Origin of the sequence: Nocardioides sp. cx-173 (genome assembly GCF_021117365.1) — a bacterium.
In the GTDB taxonomy this organism is placed as follows: domain Bacteria; phylum Actinomycetota; class Actinomycetes; order Propionibacteriales; family Nocardioidaceae; genus Nocardioides.
On record NZ_CP088262.1, the window covers coordinates 165,054 to 185,640 of the forward strand.

A 20,587-nucleotide genomic window follows, 5' to 3' on the forward strand; every position below is an offset into this window, starting at 1 on the left:
GCCCGCCCTCCGCGGTTCACATATTGGAACGATCAACGCCTCGACGGCGCGTACGACGGCGGCCCGGGTCCCCTCGTGGGGACCCGGGCCGCCGGTGTCGATCGGGTGGTGCGGTGCGGTCAGCCCGCCTCGTTCTCCAGGGCCTCGGCCACGCGCCGGTGGGCCTCCCAGATCGCCTCGGGCATGTTGTCGAAGAGCTCGAGGTGCTCCGCGCGGTGCTCCATCTCCTGCTGCCAGCGGGCCTTGTCGATGGTGAGGATCGTCTGCAGGTCCTCCGGGGTGATCTCGACGCCCTCGAGGTTGAGCTCGTCCTCGGTCGGGATGATGCCGACCGCGGTCTGGCGACCGGTGACCTCGCCGTTGCGCAACTGGAGCAGCCACAGCAGCGGGCGCAGGTTGTCGCGGTAGCCGGGCCACAGGAAGTGGCCGTCCTCGGGGTCGCGCTGGAACCAGTTGACGTGGGCGAAGATCGGCTGGTCCGTGGCCGCGCCGACGACGTCGAGGTAGTGCTGGGCGTAGTCGCCCTCGCCGTAGGCCATGAACGGGCGGTTGGACATGGGGTCGTAGCGCAGCACGCCCTCCTTGCCCTCCGCGGCCGCGGTGGCCTCGGCGCCCAGCGTCAGGCCGTCGTAGACGCCCTCGGCCAGGTCGTGGATCGCGCGGATCAGCGGCTCGCGGTCGCGGGTGCGGCCGCCGAAGATGATCGCGTCGATCGGCACCCCGGTCGCGGCGTTGTAGTCCTCGGCGATGTTGGGGACGTTGTCCAGCGTCGTGGTGAAGCGGCTGTTGGGGTGCGCCCAGGGCGACGGGTCGTCGTCCTTGCGGTCCGCGATCGGGGCACCGGTCCAGTCGAGCCAGCCCGTGACGTCGGCGGGCGGCTCCTTGGTGCGGCCCTCCCACCAGACCTCGCCGGTCTGCGGGTTGTAGGCGACGTTGGTGAAGATCGCCTTCGTCCCCTCCTCGATGGAGGCGAGCGCCGTCGGGTTGGTGTTCTCGTTGGTGTCCTTGGCGACGCCGAACACGCCGTACTCGGGGTTCATGCCCATGAGCCGGCCGGTGGTCTCGTCGACCCACAGCCACGCGATGTCGTCGCCGTAGAAGGACACGTGGTAGCGGTCGCCGAGGGCGTCGGGGGCCAGCATCATCGCCAGGTTGGTCTTGCCCGAGGCACTCGGGAAGCCGCCGCAGATGTGGTACGTCTTGCCGGCCTGCTTGTCCTTGATGCCGATGAGCATGTACTGCTCGGCGAGGAACTTCTTCGACGCCCAGCCGTCGTAGGCGCCCTGGCGCAGGCCGTGCGCGATCTTGCCGAGCAGCGCGTTGCCGCCGTAGGACGAGCCGAAGTGCAGGATGGTGCGCTCGTCGGCCACCGTCACGAAGTAGCGCTTGTCGTCGGGGGTGCCCTGGCCGAGGTTCTCCAGGTCGCCGGTCACGTGCACGGCGCGGACGAAGTGCGACGGGTCCTCGAGGTCGTTGAGGAACTGCGCCCCGACCCGAGCCATGCGGATGATGTGCAGCACGACGGTGCGGGTGTCGGTGAGCTGGACGCCGGCCGCCCAGGGGGCGAGCTCGTTGCCCGGAGGCGACATCAGGTACGGGATCACGTACATGGTCTTGCCGGCCGACTCGCCGCGCATGAGGTCGTGCAGCAGCGGCTTCATCTCCGCGGCGGGGCGCCAGTTGTTGTAGACGCCCTTGTCCTTCTCGTCGTTGGTCGCCACGATCGTGCGCTCCTCGGAGCGCGCGGTGTCCTTGTGGTAGCTGCGCGAGTAGTAGCGACCCTCGCCGGCCGGCTCCAGCTCGCCGGCGTCCAGCGACTCCTGGATGAGGCGCGCGTCGTCGGCGGCGCTGACGACCTCGATGCGCTCGGCGCCGGTGAGGTCCGCGTAGTACCGGACGTACTCGAGGACGTGGGGGTTGGTCAGTCCGGCGGCCTCCAGGGCCGCCTCAACATCTGCCATCTCTGCCTGGCTCCCTCTCGTGGATCTGCCGTCGCCTGCGGGGTGGTCCCGCCTGCTCGATGTCCCGCACTGTCCCACACGCGGTGGAACGCCTTCCACAGTGGTCGGTGCTGGGGGATTTCGGGATGCTCCCGGTGGTCGGCTATCCTCTTCCCGTCGTTCACCTCGGTGAGCGGCCTGCGCCTGTAGCTCAACGGATAGAGCATCTGACTACGGATCAGAAGGTTTGGGGTTCGAATCCCTACAGGCGCACAGATCGGATCCACCGCAAGACCTGCGCAAACAGGTTGAGAGGCCCGCTTCCCGGACAGGGGGGTGGGCCTTCTCCGTCTCCAAACCGGCTCGAAAGCTCTGCGCCGGCCTCGCGTCGCGCCGGGGCGACTCAGGTCGCGTCCCCCGCTGCGTCCCCCCAAGAGCTGGCAGCGTCCCCCCGGTTTCGTGATCGCCGGGAATGGGTCTCCGCACCTGGGTGTCACATGGAGTCCACGTCCACCACCCACCCGAGCCCCCTGACCGCGACCGCAGCCGACACGTAGGGAGCCTGACCGAGCCAAGCTCGTCGGGGCTCTCCCAGATCGCTCCCTTGCCGCACTTCGAGCCGCGAGCCCTGCGGCCCCTGTCTCCACGACCTGCTCGTCCGGGCGGGCTGATCAGCCGTGGCTGACTCCCTCCGTCCCGAGTCGGAGTGCCTGGCTCCGAAACGAGAAGGCCACCCACGGCGTCACTGTGGTGTTGCGTACCTCACGCGTGTGACGAGGGGCGAAACGCGCGGCGGGTGCGCTACTTTTGCGCCCTGACCCGGCACGGACCGGGTGAGGCGAACGTGCGCTTCTGCGCCGGCGGTCCGAGGCTGGAAACCTCCAGAGTCAGTCTCGAAAGCTCTGGAGCTTCAGTATGTCCTCGTCCCTGCCGTCTTCCCACACGCGCTGGTGGGCGCTCGTCGTCCTCGGCCTCACCCAGTTGATGGTGGTCCTCGACGGCACCATCGTTGCCATCGCCCTGCCAGCCGCGCAGGCCGACCTCGGCATCGCCGACGGGCAGCGTCAGTGGGTCGTCACCGCCTACGCCGTCACCTTCTCCGCCCTGCTCCTGCTCGGCGGCCGGATCGCCGATTACTGGGGCCGCAAGCGCACCTTCATGGTCGGCATGGCCGGGTTCGGGGCAGCCTCGGCGTGGGGCGGGCTTGCGCAGTCAGGCGGCGAACTGATCGCCGCACGCGGACTCCAGGGCGTGTTCGCGGCGCTGCTGGCTCCCGCTGCCCTGGCGATGGTGGCCGTGTTGTTCCCCAGCGGCCGTGACCGCAACGTGGCCTTTGCTGTGTTCGGCATCATCGCCGGCACCGGCGCCGCCTTCGGCTTCCTGCTCGGCGGCGTGCTGACCCAGTACGCCGACTGGCGCTGGTGCCTGTTGGTGAACCTCTTCTTCGTCATCGCCGGGCTGATCGGCGGCAAGATCCTGCTCACCGAGAGCAAGGCCGAAGGCGACACCCGCTATGACATCCTCGGCACCGTCACCGTCGCGCTGTCCCTCGGCGCGCTGATCTACGGCTTCGCCCTGGCCGAGCACGGCTGGAGCGAGCCCGACACGATCGGCTTCCTGACCGCCGGCGCCATCCTGATGGGCATCTTCGTGTGGTGGCAGGGTCGCACCTCCCACCCGCTACTGCCCCTGCGCGTGATTCGCGACCGGGTGCGCGGCGGAGCCTTCCTGCTCCAGGGCGTCGTCGGCGTCGTCATGGTCGGCGCGATGCTCTACCTCACCTTCCACTTCCAGCTGGTCCTCGGGATGAGCCCGCTGGCCGCCGGCTTCGGAAACGTCGCGATGACCGGGGTCATCATGGCGACCGCGCCGGTGTCCACCAGTCTCTTCACCACCTTCGGCCCCCGCGCGGTGCTCACCGTTGGTCCGCTCCTCACCGCGGCCGGACTCTTCCTCCTCAGCGGCATCACCGCCGAGGGCAGCTACTGGTCCGAAGTGCTGCCCGGCCTGGTCGTGATGGGGCTCGGCTTCTCCCTGATCCTCGTGCCACTGCAGAACCTGGCCCTGGCCGGGGTCGATCCGCACGATGCCGGGGTCGCCTCCGCGCTGGCCAACGCCTCCATGCACGTCGGCGGCTCGATCGCGGTAGCCGTGTTCACCGCGCTCTACACCTCGTCGCTGACCGAGTCGCTCACGCAGGGCGCGGGCAAGCTGCCCGCGCTGGCCGGCGCCCACGGCGACGTCTTCTTCGCCGCGGCCTGGGTGATGACGCTTGGTGCCGTCACCTCTTTCGCTCTGATCCGCGGACCCAAGACCGTGCTGTCGCCCCCCAGCGACGCAGTGGTGGCCCATCACTGAGGCCGCCGCGGTCATGGGCGCCTCGGCAGCAGCACCCGCGGCGATCGAGCCCGCAGGGCACCCCACCAGAGACCGCTGCCGTAGGCGAGGTCGTCGAGGCGACGGCCGGCGATCAGCGTGGGGAGGTCGAGGGGGTCGTCGCGGTGCTCGGCGAGCGCCACCGCGAGGTCGACGAGGAGCGCCGTGCCGAGAGCGCGGCGGACCGACCGCGACCCGACCAGCCCGAGCGCGGTGAGGGGCCACCAGTGGCGGAGCAGGAGGGCGGACTCCTGACGGACGGCCCAGCCGAGGCCCTGGGCGGCCGTGCGGGCCGCGACGGCGGCCGGCAGCCTGCGGGCGAGGCCTCGCGCTCCTGGTGCGGCCAGGGCGAGGGCGAGCGGGAGCGACCACCGGCGGCGCAGCAGGAGCGCGGCGCCGGCGGCGGCGTACGACGGGGTGAGCACGGCGGGGGCGAGCCGGTCGCCGTGGCGGGCGGCGAGACCGGCGCCGCCGCTGCCGTAGACGAGCTTGCGGCCGAGCCAGCCGCGGATGGTCGGGCGGGCATCGTGGGCGGCCTCGACCGCGGGGTCGTAGCGGACCCGGTGGCCGGCGCCGACCAGGCGCCAGACGAGGTCGACGTCCTCGCCGACGCGCATCGTCTCGTCGAAGCCGCAGGTCTCCTCCGACAGGGTCTCGGCGCGGGCGACGAGGCAGGCGCTGGGGAGCCAGGCGACCGCCGCCCCCGGCCGCACGACTCCCGGTGTCCGACCGAGCGCGAGGGACGAGGCGGCGGCGTCGTACCGCTCGAACCAGCGGGGCCGGGCCGAGCGCGACACCGCACCCACGCGCGGCCCGACGAGAGCGACGGCGGGGTCGGCGAAGTGCCGGGTCAGGCGCAGCAGGTCGGCGGCCGACACCGTGACGTCGGAGTCGACGAACGCGACGTAGGGGGTGGTGACGGTGGCGAGCCCGGCGTTGCGCGCTCCGGCGGGGCCGACGTTGGTGGTCAGGGCGACGAGCTGAGCGCCGTGGCGGGCGGCGACCCGGGCGACCTCGGCCGGCGCGTGTGACGCGTCGTCGACGACGACGCACCGCAGCGGTGCGAGCGCGCCGAGGGCCTGGTCGAGCTGCTCGGGACGGTCTCGGACCGGGATGATGACGGTCAGCTCGGCGACGGGCACGGGGTCGACCCCGTCGAGGTCGGGCAGGCCGAGGTTGGTGGCGAGGAGGCGCTCGGCGAGGTGTCGGCTGTCGGCATCCTCGACGGTGACCGATTGCGGCGCGAGCAGAGCGAGGGCGCGCGGGGACAGCCGCATCGCGGTGAGCGGGGAGCCACCGACGAGCAGCCGCCCCTGGTCGACGGTCCGGACGCGTGGGGCGAGCCGGACCCGGAAGCCGTCGGGCAGGCTCACCCGCCGAAGCCGCCGTCGGCCCGGATGACCGAGGCGTTGAGCGCGGCGCCGGCGGGGGAGCAGCACAGGGCGATGGTCGCCGCGATCTCCTCGGGTGCGATCAGCCGTCGGATGCCCTGGTGCTCGGCGAGGCCGTGCGGGGTGCTGTCGTAGAGGTCGGCGGTGGCCGCGAGCATCGGGGTGTCCGTGGACCCGGGCGCGACGGCCACGGCGGTCAGACCGGTGCCGACGAGGTCGGCGGCGAGGCCGCGCACGATGCCGATGACGGCGTGCTTGCTGGCGACGTAGCCGGCGAGCTTGAAGAGGCCACGCTCACCGGCGGCGGAGGCGACCGCGACGAAGCGACACCCGCTGGGGTCCGCACCGGCGAGCATCACCGGCACGGTGACGGCCGCGGTGTTCCAGACCCCGTGGACGTTGACGTCGAAGAGGGTCTGCAGGTGCTCGTCCGGCGTCTCCCACAGGGACTGCCCGCCGACCACGACGCCCGCGGCCGCGACCACGGCGTCCAGCCGACCGAACCTCACCAGGGTGGCGTTGACGGCCGACTCCAGCGCCTCGCGGTCTCGTACGTCGGCCTCGGCGGTGAGCACCTGGTCGGGGAAGGCTCGCGCGACCGCGTCGAGCTGCTCGCGGTTGGCCATCGGGTAGCCGACCCCAGGTGACACCAGTCCACCGCTGCAGATGTCCAGGGCGGTGACGGAGTAGCCCTGGCGGCAGAGCGTGGCGACGGTGGCGGCGCCGATGCCGCGGGCCGCCCCGGTGACCAGGGCGACCCGGCTCACCGGGCCACCCTCTCCTCGCGGAGGGCGCGGAGGGCGTTCCCGACGATCTGCTCGAGGATCCGGGCGCCGTGGTGGGCGGAGGCGCCGGTCGGGTCGCCGAGCACGCCGTTGGCCGAGACCGCGGCCACCCCACCGGTCCGCATCGCGGGGAGGATCTCGTCCAGGGGCCGGGTGTTGCCGGCCTCGGCCCGGTGGCGGCGTACGGACCACGGCGCCAGGTGCAGCATCAGCGAGGTCTCGGTGTGCCCGGCGTGCAGGTCGACGTCCTCGGTGGCGCACGGCACCCAGGTGACGTCGTGTCCCTCGGCGCGCAGCTGCTCGACGGCCTCGTGTACGGCGGTCAGGTTGCCGCCGTGGGCGTTGACGAGCACGACCCGGTCGGCCCAGCAGCGGATGGACCGCACCAGCTCGACGACCAGGAGGCGCAGGGCCTCGGTCCCGATGGAGCAGGTCCCCGGGAACGCCTGGTGCTCGCCGCTGGATCCGTAGGAGACGGCCGGGGCGACCCAGGCGTCGCCGAGCTCGAGCGCCATCCGGTCCGCGACCGCCCGGGCGATGAGCGTGTCGGTCTCGAGCGGCAGATGCGGCCCGTGCTGCTCGATCGAGCCCACCGGCACGATCACCAGCGTCGCGCCCGACGTCTGAGGCGAGGTCGCCTCGGCCAGCTCGGTCATGTCACGCCCGCACCGGGTGGTCCGAGCCGAGCGCCCGGTGGAAGTCCGCCGGCAGGACGAGGTCGTCCGGGGTCACGTCGTGGATCGAGGCGACGCCGATCCCCATGAGGGCGGAGTCGATCCCGCCGCGCAGGATGTCCAGGACGTTCTCGACGCCCGTCTGGCCGTTGGCCGCGAGGCCCCACAGGTAGGCGCGGCCGATCATCACGGCACGGGCCCCCAGGGCGACGGCCTTCACGACGTCGGAGCCGCGGCGGATGCCGCCGTCCATGACGACCTCGATCTGGGACCCGACGGCGTCGGAGATCGGCTTGACCATCCGGATCGCCGCAGGGGTGCCGTCGAGGTTGTTGCCGCCGTGGTTGGACACCGAGATCGCGGAGGCACCGGCGTCCACGGCGCGGCGGGCGTCGTCGATGCGGCAGACGCCCTTGAGCATGAACGGCCGGCCGCCGCTGATCTGCTGCCACTGCTCGCGCATCCAGGACACGTCGTCCCACGACGGGGGCGGGGTGGTCATCCATTCGTAGTAGGCGGCGAAGAAGGTCGGCGCCTGGCCACCCGGCGGGGTCAGGTTGGGAGCGGTGAGGTCGGGGATCTGGCCGGTCCTGCCGAACTGGTAGAGCCAGCGCGGCCTGGTGACGACCTGCGGGGCGAGCCGCACCATCGTCTTGAGGTCGACCCGCTCCGGGATCTCGGGGCTGCCCCAGTCGCGCCCCATCGAGAACGACCAGTCCAGGGTGGCGATCAGGCCGAGCGCGCCTGCGTCATGGGCGCGCTGCATGCGCTGGACGACGACGTCGCGGTCGCCGGTCCAGTACATCTGGAAGAACGTCGGAGCGCCGGTCGCGGTGACCTCCTCGACCGACTTGGAGGCGAAGTTGGACAGGCCCATGACGGTCCCGCGGGCCGCGGCGGCGCGGGCGACGGCCACCTCGCCGTCGGGGTGCACCGCCTGTACGCCGGTCGGGCTGATCACCACCGGCAGCGAGATGTCCTGGCCCATGACCGTGGTGGCCTGGGCCCGCTCGGCGTGCTGGCCGGCGACGTGGGGCGCGAGGCCGATCTCGGCGAAGGCCGCCTGGTTGTCGGCCACGCTCTGGCCGCGCTCGGAGCCGGCGACCAGAGCGCCGTACACGGGCGCGGGAAGGCGCTTCTTCGCCCGGGCCTGGGCCACGGCCACCGACTCGAACCAGGGGTTCGGCTTCCAGGGGTTCTCGAGCTTCACGAGCAGCAGCCGTTCTGGTGAGTGGGGTCGAAGCCCGCGAGGGGGCTCTCCGCGCACGCCGAGACGGGCGGGCGCGTCAGGAGCTTGAGCATCACCGGCTGGTTGCGCGTGGGGCTGGCCTTGGAGTGGTCCTGGCTCGCGGCGGGGACCGCCCGATCTCCGGCGAGGGCCTGCTCGCCATACCCCTGCACGCACTCGGGGTCGGGCCCGTCGAGCGGGAGGCCGGTGAAGAACTTGGCCGCCATGCAGCCGCCGCGGCAGGAGTCGTAGAAGTCGCACTTCGCGCAGGCGCCGCCGGTCTGCGGCGAGCGCAGCTCGGTGAAGAGATCGGACTCCTGCCAGACCTTCTTGAAGCCACCCTCGTCGAGCAGGTTGCCGGCCAGGAAGTTGTCGTGGATGGCGAACGGGCAGGCGTAGACGTCGCCGATCGGGTCGATCAGGCAGACCACCCGCCCCGCGCCGCAGAGGTTGAGGCCGGGCAGCGCCTCGCCGAACGCGGCGAGGTGGAAGAAGGAGTCGCCCGTGAGCACGTTGTCGCCGCGGGCCATCAGCCAGTCGTAGAGCACCTTCTGCTGCTCCGGCAGTGGGTGCAGCTCGTCCCACACGTCCGCGCCGCGGCCGCTCGGGCGCAGCCGGGTCAGGCGCAGGGTGGCGCCGAACCGGTCGGCGAGGGCCTGGAACTCGTCGAGCTGGCCGATGTTCTGCCGGGTGCAGACGACCGAGATCTTGGCATCGGAGAATCCGGCGTCCTGGAGGTTCTTCAGGGCCGTGAGCGCCGTGTCGTACGAGCCCGGGCCGCGCACGTAGTCGTTGACCTCGGCGGTCGCGCCGTCGAGCGAGATCTGCACGTCGACGTAGCCGTTGCACGCGGGCGAGGCCAGGAACGCCGCGCGCTCGGGAGTCAGACGTACGCCGTTGGTGGAGAACTTCACGCCGACCTGGTGGTCCACGGCGTACTGCAGCAGGTGCCAGAAGTCGGGCCGGATCGTCGGCTCGCCGCCACCGATGTTGACGTAGAAGACCTGCATCCGCTGGAGCTCGTCGATCACCGCCTCGCACTGCTCGGTCGTCAGCTCGCGCGGGTCGCGGCGGCCGGAGGAGGACAGGCAGTGCGCGCACTCCAGGTTGCAGGCGTAGGTCAGCTCCCAGGTCAGGCAGATCGGCGCGTCGAGGCCGTACTCGAACTGCTCGACGAGGGATCCCGTGGTCGGGCGCTCTTGCAGGGTGGTCATGCGGTGACTGCCTCTCGGGGGCGGATCATGTCGGTGGCAGCGAGCCCGCGCAGTGCCTTGACGTAGGCCTGGTGCTGGGTGTCCGGGACGCCCGCGGCGGCCAGGGCCGAGCGCACGTCCGGCTGCTCGGCCAGGGCACGGACCACGGCCACGAGCTCAGGACGCTTGAGGAACGTGAGCTTGCGGTTGCCGAAGTGGTAGGCCAGGGCGCCGAACGGCTCGGGTCTCAGCGCCACCGAGGGCGACAGCCCCCAGGCCTGGTCGAGGAGGTCGTCCATGGCTCAGTACACGCCGCACATGCCGTCGATCGAGACCTCCTCGATGAGGTCTTCGGTGACCAGGTCCTGGTCCGTACTGGCGTCGGCGACGGCGGAGGTCTGGGTCTGGGTGGGCTCGGTCATGGTGGACCTTCCGGTGCGGGAGTGAGGAAGCCCACACTTTAAGTGCACCCGGTGCAACAATGGAAGGGTTCCCTCAGAATCGCTCGAGGAAGTCGCCGAGCGCCTCCCGGGTCTCGGCCAGGAGCTGCGGCACGGTGCTGTCCGGGTCGGAGAGCCAGCGCTCGTACGCCGTGAGCGCCAGCGCCAGGCTCACGTGCCCGACCGTCTGCGGCAGCAGGTCGCCCGGATCGACCGCGAGTCGCCGGGCGACGTACTCGCTGATCACCTGGCGCCACTCGCGGTAGCGCAGCACCGAGTGCGCCTGCAGGGCGGGCGTCTGGAGGATCAGCCGCATCCGGTCGAGGTGCGGCGGCTCGGCGTCACCGGGGAACTCGTTGAAGCCCACGATCCCCTGAAAGACCGCCTCGTGCAGCGGCAGGTCCTCGGGCATCGCCTCCAGCAGCGCCCGGAAGCTCTCGAGCGTCCGGTCGAACTGTCCCCACGGGATGTCGTTCTTGGAGTCGAAGTAGCCAAACAGCGTGCGCCGGCTCACCCCGACCTCGCGCGCGATGTCCTCCAGCGTCGTGGCCTCGAACCCGCGCTCCGCGAAGAGGCGGAACGCGGCCTGCTCGATCTCGGCATGCGTGGTCGCCACCGGCCGCCCACGCGACGGGCGCTTCTGGCGCGGGCCCGGAGCAGTCATCCTGTGGAATCTACCTCCCGAGCAGCCCGCATGCGTTCTCGGCGAAGCTTCCTCCGCACGCCGATCCGCCCCGCTGGTGGGCGTCTGGTCATGCCGGCCCGCCAGGTCCCACTGAACGGTCACTGCCCAGCCGGGGGAGTGAGTCGCTGCCTACGGTCCCGTGCATGGCTCACCACGACGACATCGCTGCGATCAGCCGGCTGAAGTACCGCTACCTGCGCTGCCTCGACACCAAGCAGTGGGACGACTTCGCGGCCTGCTTCGCCCCCGACGCCACCGCGGACTACAACGGCCTGGTCTTCTCCGATCCGACGGCGCTGGTCGACTTCATGCGCACGAACATGGGCGAGGGCGTGCTGACCATGCACCAGGCGCACCACCCCGAGATCGACGTCGCACCCGACGACGCCGATGATGCGGGCACCGCGACCGGCACGTGGTACCTGCACGACAAGGTGATCGTCGACGCGCACCGGTTCGCGCTGGAGGGCGGGGCGTTCTACGCCGACCGCTACGTGCGCGGCGCCAACGGCGGCTGGCTGATCCAGCACACCGGCTACCGGCGCACCTTCGAGCTCACCTGGGACCTCGACGACCCGGCGCGGGTCAAGGTGGCCGGCCCGGAGGCGCGAGCGCGCGGCTAGGGCCCGGGCGTGGTGGCGGCGAGCAGCGCCCGCGCCGCCGGCGTACCGTCCAGGCCGCGGGTGGTGCGCCGCGTGGTGCGCCACGCCCCTTCGGTCCGCACGAGCTCCCAGCGGTTGGCCCCGATGCGGGCCACGTGGGTGCGGCCCTCGTGTCGCACGAGCAGGACCGACTCGCAGACCGCGACGGCCCGGTCCCCGTCGACGACCACGTGGGCGGGGCCGAGAAAGTGGCTGCAGCCTCGCGAGATCAGCTCCTGGTGAGCGTCGGAGCGCACCATCGCCTCGATCTGGGGGCGGTCGCCCATGAACCACTCGTCGACGTCGTAGACACCGTCCTCGGTCCACAGCGCCGCGACGCGCTCGGCCTCGCCGGCGTCGACCAGCGGCCCGTACGACGCGACGAGCCGTGCGATCTCGAGCTCGTCCTCCAGCGCCCGCAACCGCGCCTCGACGGCGGCCAGGCGCACGTCGGTCGATCCGGTCTGCTGATCCTCGGTCACTGACTCTCCTCCAGCCCGGCCAGGGCCTCCAGCTGCTCGACGTAGTGGTCGGCGGACGTCGCGGCGACGTGCGCGGTGACCAGGGTGGCGCCTGCGGCGCGGGTGCGGTCGAGGGCGCGTCGGGTGCGGTCGGGCTCGCCGATCGGGTCGACGGGGCGTCCGGCGCCCAGGACGACCTCGAAGCCGTCGGGCAGGTCGGTGGCGGCGAGCAGCTCGCGCAACCGGTCGTGGCCGAGCCCGAACGGCATCCAGCCGTCGCCGAGCGTGACGGCGCGGCGCAGGCTGCGCGGCGTGTATCCGCCCACCCACAGCGATACGCGGTCCTGCACGGCGTGCGGCTCGACGACCAGTCCGGAGTAGGAGAAGTGGGGGCCGTCGTGCTCCGGAAGCCGCTGCCCGAGCGAGCCCCTCAGGGCGCGCATGGCGTCGTCAGCGACGGCGCCACGGGCGGGGAAGTCGGCGCCGACGAGCGCGAACTCCTCCTCGACAGAGCCGACCCCGACCCCCAGCACGACCCGGCCGCCGCTGACCAGATCGAGGGTGCCGTAGCGCTTGGCGACCTCGAGCGGGTGGTGGTAGCCGAGCACGAGCACCTGGGTGACGAGCCGGATCCGGCTGGTGCGCGCGGCGAGGTAGGACAGGGTGGCGAGGGGGTCCCAGTACGTGCCGCCGCGCTGCTCGGCGACCTCGACCGGCACCGCGACGTGCTCGGAGCAGGTGAGGTGGTCGAAGCCGAGCCGGTCGGCGGCCTCGGCGATCCGGGAGAGCTCGGCGATGCCGGCGGTGCGCTCCCACGCGGAGTTGAACCCGGGCAGCGCCGTGACGACGGGACTGGTGAGACCGAGGCGCATGTCGGCATCCAAGCCGGGGTGGCCCGCCGGGCGGCCGGAGCACTCCCAGTGAGCGGAACTAGAACGAATTCTAGAAATGCGTTCCGATCCGGAGCGGTCGCTGCTACGGTCAAAACTAGAATTCATTCTAGTCTCGTGGAGGTGCCCGTGGCGACGATGACGTCGGAGCGGCCCGAGAGCGGGCTGCCGCCCTCGATGGTCGAGCGGATGACCCTGATCCTCGACCGTTTCACCGAGCGCGAGAGCCGGCTCAGCCTCGAGGAGATCGCCGGCGCCACCCGGCTGCCTCGCTCGACGGCGCATCGCATCCTCGATCAGCTCGTGCGCCTGGAGTGGCTCGAGCACTCGAGCACCGGCGGCTACGGACTGGGGCGCCGCTCGCTCGTGCTCGGCGGTGGGTCCGGGGAGCACGGCGAGCTCCGCTCGGTCGCCTCGCCCTACCTGCACGACCTGTTGCTGCGTACCGGCGCCGTGGTGCACCTCGGCGTCCTCGACGGCGCCCGGGTGGTCTACCTCGACAAGCTCGGTGGCCGGTTCGCCACCAGCGTCCCCTCCCGCGTGGGCGGCTCGGCGCCGGCGTACTGCACCGGCCTCGGCAGGGCGATGCTGGCCTGGCTCGACGCCGAGACCGTGGACGGGCTCGTCGGCGACCACCTGCCGCTGCGCACCCCGGCCACCATCGGCGAGGTCGGCTCCCTGCACCACGAGCTCGCGCGGATCCGGTCCCGCGGCGGGCTCGCCCTCGAGCGGGAGGAGTGCTTCCCCGGCATCGCCTGCGCCGCGGCCGCCGTGCGCGGGCCCCGTGGTCCGATCGGCGCCGTCTCGGTCGTGACCTCGGCCGGCACCCCGCTCGAGCGCGTCGCGCCGCTGGTCATCGACGCCGCCCAGCGCATCGCGGCCGACATCTACCCCGACCTGTCGGACTCGGACCGCGGTCGGGTCAGGTGCGCGGCACCAGCAGGCGCATGATCTTCTCGGTCCCGAGCACCAGCCGGGCCCGGTCCGGCCCGCTGCGCCGCTCGACGCTCGCCTCGTTGCCGGCGACCACGTGCACCGGGCCGCTGCCCAGGGCCGCCAGGCCCTCGGCGGCCACGGCGGCCGGGTCGGCGACGTGCAGACCGGGCAGGTCGAAGTCGAGGCCTGCCCGTTGCATCGCCGGGGTGCGCGTGAGCCCGAGGACCAGATGGAGCACGTCGATGCCGTCGCCGCGCAGCTCGGCCCACAGCCCCTCGGCGAAGATCCGTCCGAACGCCTTCGCGGCGCCGTACACGCTCTCGGTCGAGGTGCCGACATAGCCGGCCAGTGACCCGACGAGCAGCACGCCACCTCGGCCGCGGGTCTTCATCGGGTCCAGGAGGCCGTAGGTCAGCCTGAGCATCGCGATGACGTTGAGGTCGACCACGCCCATCGCCGCGCCGAGGTCGCCGCCGGAGAACGGCTCCGCGCTGGTGTTGGCGCCCGCGTTGTAGACCAGCAGGCCGACCTCGACGTCGGCCACCGCCGCGACGACGGCCCCGACCGCGTCCGGGTCGGTCAGGTCGACGGCCACGGTGCGCACCTCGGCGCCGAGCGCGCGGGCGCTCTCGGCCGTCGCCTCCAGCGGCTCGGGCCGCCGCGCGACGAGCAGCAGGTGGAAGCCGTCGGCGGCGAGCTGCCGCGCCATCTCGGCGCCCACGCCCTCGGAGCCTCCGGCGACCACGGCCCACGGCCCGTAGCGGAGCACGTCGGTCATCGAGGTCGCGCCGGGGGAGTCGTGGGGGCGGCGTCGGCGAGCACCTCGAGCTGACCGCGGGCCGCCGCCTCGAGCACGGTGTCGCGCAGCGCCGAGCACCCGTCGAACGCCTGCCGGTTGGGCCGGTCGCTGGTCGGTCGGAGCGCGGAGCGCTCGTGGCAGCGCCGCAGGGCCGGGGCGCTCCACTGGATCGAGGTCTGCTCGGGGCTGCTCTTGCGCACGGCGACCTCGGCGCCGCAGGCCGAGCAGGCGACCGGGCGCATCGGCCGGTCCTGCAGGCGCACGTCCTCGCGCAGGGCCGGGGGCGTGGGATCGGTCGGGGTGCGCTCGGACATCAGCCCGGGACCGCGTCGCGGGCGGCGAGGTTGTCCTGGACCTCGAGCTGCCAGGCCTCGTTGGCGTGGGTGGTGTCGATCTCGAACTCGAAGCGGTCGGTCATCTCGGGGGCGACGGCGGCGGCGTCGACGTAGAACTGCTGGTACCAGCGGCGCAGCTGGTAGACCGGCCCGTCCTCCTCGCAGAGCAGCGGGTTGTCGATGCGGGCCTTGCTCTTCCAGATCGCGACATCCTGCTCGAACCCGTAGCGGATGAACTTGCCGGTGGTCGCCGCCATCGCCTCGGCGTCCTCGTCGGAGATGCCCTCCTTCTTCTCCACCATGATCCCGTACTGGAGCACGAACGAGCTCTCGTCGATCGGGTAGTGACAGTTGATCAGGATCGTGTCCACGTCGAGGTCCTCGTAGTGGTAGGTCACCTCGTCGATCATGAACGACGGGCCGTGGTAGGCGGCGACCGACGACGTGCCGAGCACGACGGGGTTGCGGGCAGACGGACGTGCGGGGCGCACGTCCTCGCGGCCGGCCCCGTCCATGTACTGGTGCGCCGTCGTGCCCTCGAAGACGTTCTTGAAGTAGGTCGGGAACGAGTAGTGCACGTAGAAGAAGTGCGCCATGTCGACGACGTTGTCCACGATCTCGCGGCAGTTGGCGCCGTCGATGACCGTCTCGTACCAGAGCCACTCGGTCCACCGGTCGTCGCCGACCTGCGGGATCCGCGGGATCGTCACGTCGGCCGGTGGCGGATTGCCCTCGGGGTCGTTCCAGACGAACAGCATCCCGTCCTGGACCAGGGTCGGCCACGCCGCTGTCCGGGCGCGCAGCGGGACCCGGCGGGCGTAGGGGATCTGCTTGCAGCGCCCGTCACCTCCCCACCGCCAGTCATGGAAGGGGCAGGCGATCTCGTCGCCCTTCACCGTGCCTTGCGACAGGTCCCCGCCCATGTGGCGGCAGTAGGCGTCGAGGACGTGCAGCGCGCCGTCGGAGCCGGCGAAGACCACGAGTTTCTGCCCGAAGGCGTCGACCCGGTGCGGTCGGCCGTCGGCAAGGTCGCGGGTCAGGCCCAGGCAGTGCCAGCCCCGGGCGAAGCGTCGCGGCGTGGGGTCGACCTCGATGTGTCGCACCGCCTGGTCGTGCTGGGTCATGTCGCCTCCGTACGGCTGGTGGTGGGGCCCCGCGGGGGACCGGGCGGGCCGGCTGCTGCGACCGCACGACGACTCTCGGTGCGGTCGGCGAAGGCTGCTCGGCGAGGTCCCACTCACCGGTAGTCGGGGACGGGCCCGGAAGGTCCGGCGCGCAGGATGGGTGTGGTGCGGCGACTGCGCCGCGACCAGACCAGGAGGTGACCGTGCCCCGCATCACCGAAGCCCGGCAGCCCGCCGAGCCGAGCTCGGCGGAGCAGAAGGACCGCTATCGGCGAATGCTGCGCGCGGCCAGCCGGCTCGGCGCGGAGCACGGGCTCGAGCGGATGCAGATGCATGACGTGGCCAAGGAGGCCGGCGTGGCGATCGCGACCCTCTACCGCTACTTCCCGTCCAAGACGGACCTGTTCGTCGCGGTGCTGCACCGTCACGTCGACCAGCTCGGCCAGGACGACGTCCTGGCGCAGCGTGGTGGTGCGAGCTCGGGCTCGCGCGCCGACGCGGTGGCCGACGTGCTGGTCGCCGCGAGCCGCCGGATGCTCCACCGCCCGCAGCTGGCCACCGCCATGCTCCAGGCCAACAACGCCGCGCAGCTGCAGGGCGCTCGGGAGTACACCGAGGCCAACGCGGCCTTCCACCGCATGCTCCTCACCGCGCTCGGGGTCGGCGACGAGCCGGAGGACGAGGACCTGCGGATGGTCCGCATCGTCGAGCAGACCTGGTACGGCGTCCTGGTGTCGACCCTGAACGGCGTCATCGACCTGCCGCAGGCCGAGCACGACACTCGACTGGCCGCCCGGCTGCTCCTCGGCCCTCGCTACGACGCGACGCGGCCGTGAGCCGCGTCGTCGCGGTCACCGGCTCCGCATCCGGTATCGGCGCGGCCACCGCCGCCTTGCTGCGCCAGCGCGGCGACCGGGTGATCGGGGTCGACCGGGCCGACGCCGGCGTCGAGGTCGTCGCCGATCTCTCCACGGCGCAGGGCCGCGCCGAGGCAGTCGCGGCGGTCACCGAGCTGACCGGCGGAGTCCTCGACGGCCTGGTCACCTGCGCCGGCCTGAGCCGCGCCGGCGCCCCGCAGGTCAGCGTCAACTACTTCGGCACCACCGAGCTGGTCGACGGGCTACGTCCGGCCCTGGCCGCGTCCAGCGCCCCCCGGGTCGCTCTGGTCGGCTCCATCTCGGCCATCCAGCCGCACGACGCCGCGCTGGTCGACGCCTGCCTCGTCGGCGACGAGCCCGCCGCTCTGGCCCTGGCCGAGTCGGCGCTCGCCGACGGTCGGCCGCACGAGATCTACTCCTCGACCAAGGCGGCGCTGGCGCGCTGGCTGCGGCGGGTCAGCGTCACGGCCGACTTCGCCGGTGCCGGGATCGCGCTCAACGCGATCGCTCCCGGGGTCGTGCTCACCCCGATGACCGAGGAGCTCGTCTCCGACCCGCAGTGGAGGCAGGTCATGGATCGCGCCGTCCCGATGCCGCTCAACGGCTACGCCTCGCCCGAGACCATCGCGTATGCGCTCGCCTGGCTGCTGTCGGTGGAGAACTCCCACATGGCCGGCCAGGTCGTCTACGTCGACGGCGGCGCCGAGGCCCTCGCCCGCCCCTGACCCGTCGTGCCTGGGCGCTCCGGCCCGGAGGCCGCTCCGGCCCGGAGGCCGCTCCGGTCCCGGTCACCGGGAGGGCCGTGGGCCGACCTGGCGCGGTCGGCTCATCCTCTGGCTGTGAGCCAGACCACTGACGCGGACGCCGTGACCGAGCAAGGCGCCGCGGCGCGCGCCGCGATCGCCGCGATCACCGGCCCGGGCGGGCCCAGCGAGATGCGCACCGAGCAGGTCCTCGGCGCCCCGGTCGCGGTGTTCGTCGAGCGTTACCGCGCGCTGCACGAGGTGCTCGCCGACTCCGTGCGCCACGGCGACCGGCCGTACGTCGTGTCCCTGGAGGCCACGCTCACCTTCGCCGAGCATGCCCGCCGGGTCTCCTCGCTCGCGCAGGTGCTGCGCGAGGAGCACGGGGTGCGCAGCGGTGACCGGGTCGCGATCGCGGCCGCCAACTCTCCGGCATGGATCGAGTCGTTCTGGGCCGTGGTGTCGATCGGTGCGATCGCGGTCGGCTGCAACGCCTGGTGGTCCCCGCGCGAGGTGGCCCAGGCGCTGGAGCTCACCAGCCCCGTGCTGGTGCTGGCCGACGAGCGCCGGCGCGAGGCGTCAGGGTCGACCGGCGTGCCGGTGCTCGACCTCGAGTCCGGTCACGAGCGGCGCTGCACCGCTCACCCCGAGGCGCCGCTGCCCTCGGCCGACGTCGACGAGGACGACCCGTGCGTCATCCTCTTCACCTCGGGCACCTCGGGCCGCCCGAAGGGCGCGGTCCACACCCACCGCAACCTCTGCGCGGTGCTCGGGTTCCACCGTCACAACGACGTGCTGAGCGCGATGTTCGGCGACCCGGTGGCCCCCGAGGACAAGGTCTACCTGCTGGCGATGCCGCTGTTCCACATCGGCAGCCTGCACAACCTGACCGTGCCTCGTCTGGCCGGCGGCAGCACCGTCGCCCTGCACCTCGGAGCCTTCGATCCGGCGCGGGTGCTCCAGCTGGTGCAGGAGGCCGGAGTGACCCACTGGGGGGCCGTGCCCACCATGGCCAACCGGCTGCTCGCCTTCGAGCGGGTGCGCGACTACGACACCTCGTCGCTCTACGCCTTCTCGCTGGCCTCGGCACCCTCGTCGGTGGCCTTCCAGGACCGGCTGCGCGAGCACCTGCCGTTCGCGGGCGCGCTGGTCGACAGCTACGGGCTGACCGAGTCGTGCACGGCGGTCGCCGTCGCGACCCCGGCGGACCTCCTGGAGTCGCCCGGCACCCTGGGCGCGCCCATCATCGGCGTCGAGATGGAGGTGCGCGACGCCCTCGGCGAGCGGGTGACCGCCGGCGTCGAGGGCGACATCTGCGTGCGCAGCGCCTACAACATGCTCGGCTACTGGGCCGACGACGCGGCGACCCGGGCGGCGTTCGACGACCAGCGCTGGCTGCGTACCGGCGACATCGGCACCCTGGACGAGAAGGGCAGGGTCCGGCTGTCGGCCCGCCGCTCCGACCTGATCATCCGCGGCGGCGAGAACGTCTACCCCGCCGAGACCGAGGCCGTGCTCGCCGAGCACCCTGCGGTGGCGGAGTGCGTGGTGCTGGGGGTCCCCGACGACGACCTCGGTCAGCAGGTCGCCGCCGTCGTGGTGACCCGCGATGGCGCCGCCACCGACGGACTCGAGCAGGCGCTGCAGGCCCACGTCGCCGCCGAGCTCGCGCACTACAAGGTGCCGACCCGGTGGCGGATCACCGCCGAGCCGCTGCCGCGCAATGCGACGGGCAAGGTCCGCCGCCCCGACGTCACCGTCACCACATGAGCACCACCAGGGGTCCCGTGGGCCAGCCCGCCGTGCCGGAGGTCTTCACCCCGGGCCGGATCGGTCCGTTGCGCCTGCGCAACCGCACGATCAAGGCCGCGACGTACGAGGGGCTGAGCCACCGCGGGCAGGTCACCCAGGACCTCGTCGACTTCCACGTCGCCTACGCCCGCGGCGGCGTCGGGATGACCACCGTCGCCTACTGCGCCGTCGCGAAGGACGGGCGCACGGATCGCCACCAGGTGGTGTGGACCGACGAGGCGATGCCCGGCCTGCGAGCGCTGACCGAGGCCGTGCACGACGCCGGAGCCGCGGTCTCGGCGCAGATCGGCCACGGCGGCCCGGTCGCCGAGTCACGCAGCAACCGGTCGCCGGCCCTCGGGCCGAGCCGCCGCGCCAACATCCTCGCGATGAGCACCTCCCGGGCCGCCAAGGTCGCCGACCTCGAGCGGATCGTGGCCGCCCACGGCCGAGCCGCCGCGATGGCCGTCGACGCGGGCTTCGACGCCGTGGAGGTGCACCTGGGCCACAACTACCTGGCCAGCGCGTTCCTCAGCCCCAAGCTCAACCGCCGCACCGACGACTACGGCGGCAGCCTGGGCAACCGTGCCCGCCTGGCCCGCGACGTGATGCGGGCGGTGCGCGACGCGGTCGGAGACCGGATCGCCGTCATCGCCAAGCTCGGCATGGACGACGGCGTGCCCGGAGGCTTCTGGCTCGACGAGGCCATCCCGGTCGCGCAGTGGCTCGAGGCCGACGGCACGCTCGACGCTCTCGAGCTGACCGCGGGCAGCTCGCTGCTCAACCCGATGTACCTCTTCAAGGGCGACGTGCCGCTGGCCGAGTTCGCCGGGATCATGCCGCAGCCGATCCGCGCCGGTGTCCACCTCGTCGGCCACCGGCTGCTCAAGAGCTACCCCTACCGCGACGCGTTCCTGCTCGAGGACGCCCGCCAGGTGCGCGCCGCCGTCGACCTTCCGATGGTGCTGCTGGGCGGCGTGACCGACCGGGCGGTGATGGACACCGCGATGGCGGAGGGCTTCGAGTTCGTCGCCATGGCGCGCGCGCTCCTCCGCGAGCCCGACCTGGTCGACCGGCTGCAGCGCGACGCCGGGGCCCGCTCGCTGTGCGTGCACTGCAACAAGTGCATGCCGACCAACTACACCGGCGTCCGCTGCGTCCTGGTCGAGCGCCGGACCAGCCGCGGAGCGCTCTGGGGCACGACCGAGGGGTACGCCGCGCCGCCCCCGCCGGTCGCTTCCGGTGAGTGGGACTGATCTCGGCGGCGCCGCGGGGCC

The 20,587-nt window shown here is 72.4% G+C and carries 21 protein-coding genes and 1 tRNA gene; 8 read left to right on the top strand and 14 right to left on the bottom strand.

Annotation, left to right across the window (positions count from 1 at the left end; all coding sequences use genetic code 11):
• Positions 1-119: 119 nt before the first annotated feature.
• Entirely contained in the window at positions 120-1,961 is a 1,842-nt protein-coding gene (locus LQ940_RS00760; RefSeq protein ID WP_231241080.1) for a phosphoenolpyruvate carboxykinase (GTP), read from the bottom strand.
• Positions 1,962-2,140: 179 nt separating this feature from the next.
• Here LQ940_RS00760 and LQ940_RS00765 point away from each other — a divergent pair.
• Both LQ940_RS00765 and LQ940_RS00770 read left to right on the top strand, forming a co-directional pair.
• Positions 2,141-2,213, top strand: a tRNA-Arg gene (locus LQ940_RS00765).
• A 642-nt stretch (positions 2,214-2,855) separates the two neighbouring features.
• Entirely contained in the window at positions 2,856-4,298 is a 1,443-nt protein-coding gene (locus LQ940_RS00770; protein ID WP_231241079.1) for an MFS transporter, read from the top strand.
• Positions 4,299-4,309: 11 nt separating this feature from the next.
• Here the strand turns inward: LQ940_RS00770 and mftF are convergent, their stop codons facing one another.
• The 8 genes from mftF to mftR all read right to left on the bottom strand — a co-directional run bounded on the left by mftF (position 4,310) and on the right by mftR (position 10,691).
• Complete coding sequence (gene mftF / locus LQ940_RS00775; protein ID WP_231241078.1) at positions 4,310-5,689, bottom strand: mycofactocin biosynthesis glycosyltransferase MftF; 1,380 nt, start codon at positions 5,687-5,689, stop codon at positions 4,310-4,312.
• A complete protein-coding gene (locus tag LQ940_RS00780) occupies positions 5,686-6,474 on the bottom strand; it encodes a mycofactocin-coupled SDR family oxidoreductase (protein WP_231241077.1) in 789 nt (262 codons plus the stop codon). The genes mftF and LQ940_RS00780 overlap by 4 nt, the downstream gene beginning before the upstream one ends.
• Positions 6,471-7,148 (bottom strand): mycofactocin biosynthesis peptidyl-dipeptidase MftE, encoded by a 678-nt coding sequence (mftE, locus tag LQ940_RS00785; RefSeq protein ID WP_231241076.1) that lies wholly within the window; start codon positions 7,146-7,148, stop codon positions 6,471-6,473. The genes LQ940_RS00780 and mftE overlap by 4 nt, the downstream gene beginning before the upstream one ends.
• 1 nt (position 7,149) lies before the next feature.
• Positions 7,150-8,376 carry a pre-mycofactocin synthase MftD gene (gene mftD, locus LQ940_RS00790; RefSeq protein WP_231241075.1) on the bottom strand — a complete coding sequence of 409 codons (1,227 nt, stop codon included), beginning with the start codon at positions 8,374-8,376 and terminating at the stop codon, positions 7,150-7,152.
• Positions 8,373-9,608 carry a mycofactocin radical SAM maturase gene (gene mftC / locus LQ940_RS00795; RefSeq protein ID WP_231241074.1) on the bottom strand — a complete coding sequence of 412 codons (1,236 nt, stop codon included), beginning with the start codon at positions 9,606-9,608 and terminating at the stop codon, positions 8,373-8,375. The genes mftD and mftC overlap by 4 nt, the downstream gene beginning before the upstream one ends.
• The gene (gene mftB, locus LQ940_RS00800; RefSeq protein WP_231241073.1) at positions 9,605-9,886 is read right to left on the bottom strand and encodes a mycofactocin biosynthesis chaperone MftB; all 282 of its coding nucleotides are present in this window, start codon (positions 9,884-9,886) and stop codon (positions 9,605-9,607) included. The genes mftC and mftB overlap by 4 nt, the downstream gene beginning before the upstream one ends.
• 3 nt (positions 9,887-9,889) lie before the next feature.
• On the bottom strand, positions 9,890-10,009 hold the full coding sequence (gene mftA / locus LQ940_RS00805) for a mycofactocin precursor MftA (protein ID WP_231241072.1): 120 nt from the start codon (positions 10,007-10,009) through the stop codon (positions 9,890-9,892).
• A gap of 73 nt (positions 10,010-10,082) precedes the next feature.
• A complete protein-coding gene (gene mftR / locus LQ940_RS00810) occupies positions 10,083-10,691 on the bottom strand; it encodes a mycofactocin system transcriptional regulator (RefSeq protein ID WP_231241071.1) in 609 nt (202 codons plus the stop codon).
• Positions 10,692-10,855: 164 nt separating this feature from the next.
• On the opposite strand from mftR, the gene LQ940_RS00815 reads away from it, so the two are divergent.
• A complete protein-coding gene (locus LQ940_RS00815) occupies positions 10,856-11,335 on the top strand; it encodes a nuclear transport factor 2 family protein (RefSeq protein WP_231241070.1) in 480 nt (159 codons plus the stop codon).
• Here the strand turns inward: LQ940_RS00815 and LQ940_RS00820 are convergent.
• Together LQ940_RS00820 and LQ940_RS00825 are read right to left on the bottom strand one after the other, a co-directional pair.
• On the bottom strand, positions 11,332-11,835 hold the full coding sequence (locus LQ940_RS00820) for a nuclear transport factor 2 family protein (protein WP_231241069.1): 504 nt from the start codon (positions 11,833-11,835) through the stop codon (positions 11,332-11,334). The two genes, LQ940_RS00815 and LQ940_RS00820, sit on opposite strands and share 4 nt — an antisense overlap.
• Complete coding sequence (locus LQ940_RS00825) at positions 11,832-12,686, bottom strand: TIGR03619 family F420-dependent LLM class oxidoreductase (RefSeq protein ID WP_231241068.1); 855 nt, start codon at positions 12,684-12,686, stop codon at positions 11,832-11,834. The genes LQ940_RS00820 and LQ940_RS00825 overlap by 4 nt, the downstream gene beginning before the upstream one ends.
• Positions 12,687-12,821: 135 nt before the next feature.
• On the opposite strand from LQ940_RS00825, the gene LQ940_RS00830 reads away from it, so the two are divergent.
• On the top strand, positions 12,822-13,655 hold the full coding sequence (locus LQ940_RS00830; protein WP_231241067.1) for an IclR family transcriptional regulator: 834 nt from the start codon (positions 12,822-12,824) through the stop codon (positions 13,653-13,655).
• Here the strand turns inward: LQ940_RS00830 and LQ940_RS00835 are convergent.
• The 3 genes from LQ940_RS00835 to LQ940_RS00845 are packed head-to-tail and all read right to left on the bottom strand — an operon-like array spanning position 13,627 to position 15,898.
• Entirely contained in the window at positions 13,627-14,418 is a 792-nt protein-coding gene (locus LQ940_RS00835; RefSeq protein WP_231241066.1) for an SDR family NAD(P)-dependent oxidoreductase, read from the bottom strand. The two genes, LQ940_RS00830 and LQ940_RS00835, sit on opposite strands and share 29 nt — an antisense overlap.
• Positions 14,415-14,753: a hypothetical protein gene (locus tag LQ940_RS00840; RefSeq protein ID WP_231241065.1), complete on the bottom strand. Its 339-nt coding sequence runs from the start codon at positions 14,751-14,753 to the stop codon at positions 14,415-14,417. Before LQ940_RS00840 ends, LQ940_RS00835 begins: the two co-directional genes overlap by 4 nt.
• Positions 14,753-15,898 carry a Rieske 2Fe-2S domain-containing protein gene (locus LQ940_RS00845; RefSeq protein ID WP_231241064.1) on the bottom strand — a complete coding sequence of 382 codons (1,146 nt, stop codon included), beginning with the start codon at positions 15,896-15,898 and terminating at the stop codon, positions 14,753-14,755. The genes LQ940_RS00840 and LQ940_RS00845 overlap by 1 nt, the downstream gene beginning before the upstream one ends.
• Before the next feature lie 203 nt (positions 15,899-16,101).
• Between LQ940_RS00845 and LQ940_RS00850 the strand changes: the two genes are divergently transcribed.
• The 4 genes from LQ940_RS00850 (at position 16,102) to LQ940_RS00865 (ending at position 20,566) form a co-directional block, all read left to right on the top strand.
• The gene (locus LQ940_RS00850; protein ID WP_231241063.1) at positions 16,102-16,734 is read left to right on the top strand and encodes a TetR family transcriptional regulator; all 633 of its coding nucleotides are present in this window, start codon (positions 16,102-16,104) and stop codon (positions 16,732-16,734) included.
• Positions 16,731-17,501 carry an SDR family oxidoreductase gene (locus LQ940_RS00855; protein ID WP_231241062.1) on the top strand — a complete coding sequence of 257 codons (771 nt, stop codon included), beginning with the start codon at positions 16,731-16,733 and terminating at the stop codon, positions 17,499-17,501. Before LQ940_RS00850 ends, LQ940_RS00855 begins: the two co-directional genes overlap by 4 nt.
• A gap of 114 nt (positions 17,502-17,615) precedes the next feature.
• Positions 17,616-19,289 (top strand): class I adenylate-forming enzyme family protein, encoded by a 1,674-nt coding sequence (locus LQ940_RS00860; protein WP_231241061.1) that lies wholly within the window; start codon positions 17,616-17,618, stop codon positions 19,287-19,289.
• On the top strand, positions 19,286-20,566 hold the full coding sequence (locus LQ940_RS00865) for an NADH:flavin oxidoreductase (RefSeq protein WP_231241060.1): 1,281 nt from the start codon (positions 19,286-19,288) through the stop codon (positions 20,564-20,566). The genes LQ940_RS00860 and LQ940_RS00865 overlap by 4 nt, the downstream gene beginning before the upstream one ends.
• The last annotated feature ends 21 nt before the right edge of the window (positions 20,567-20,587 follow it).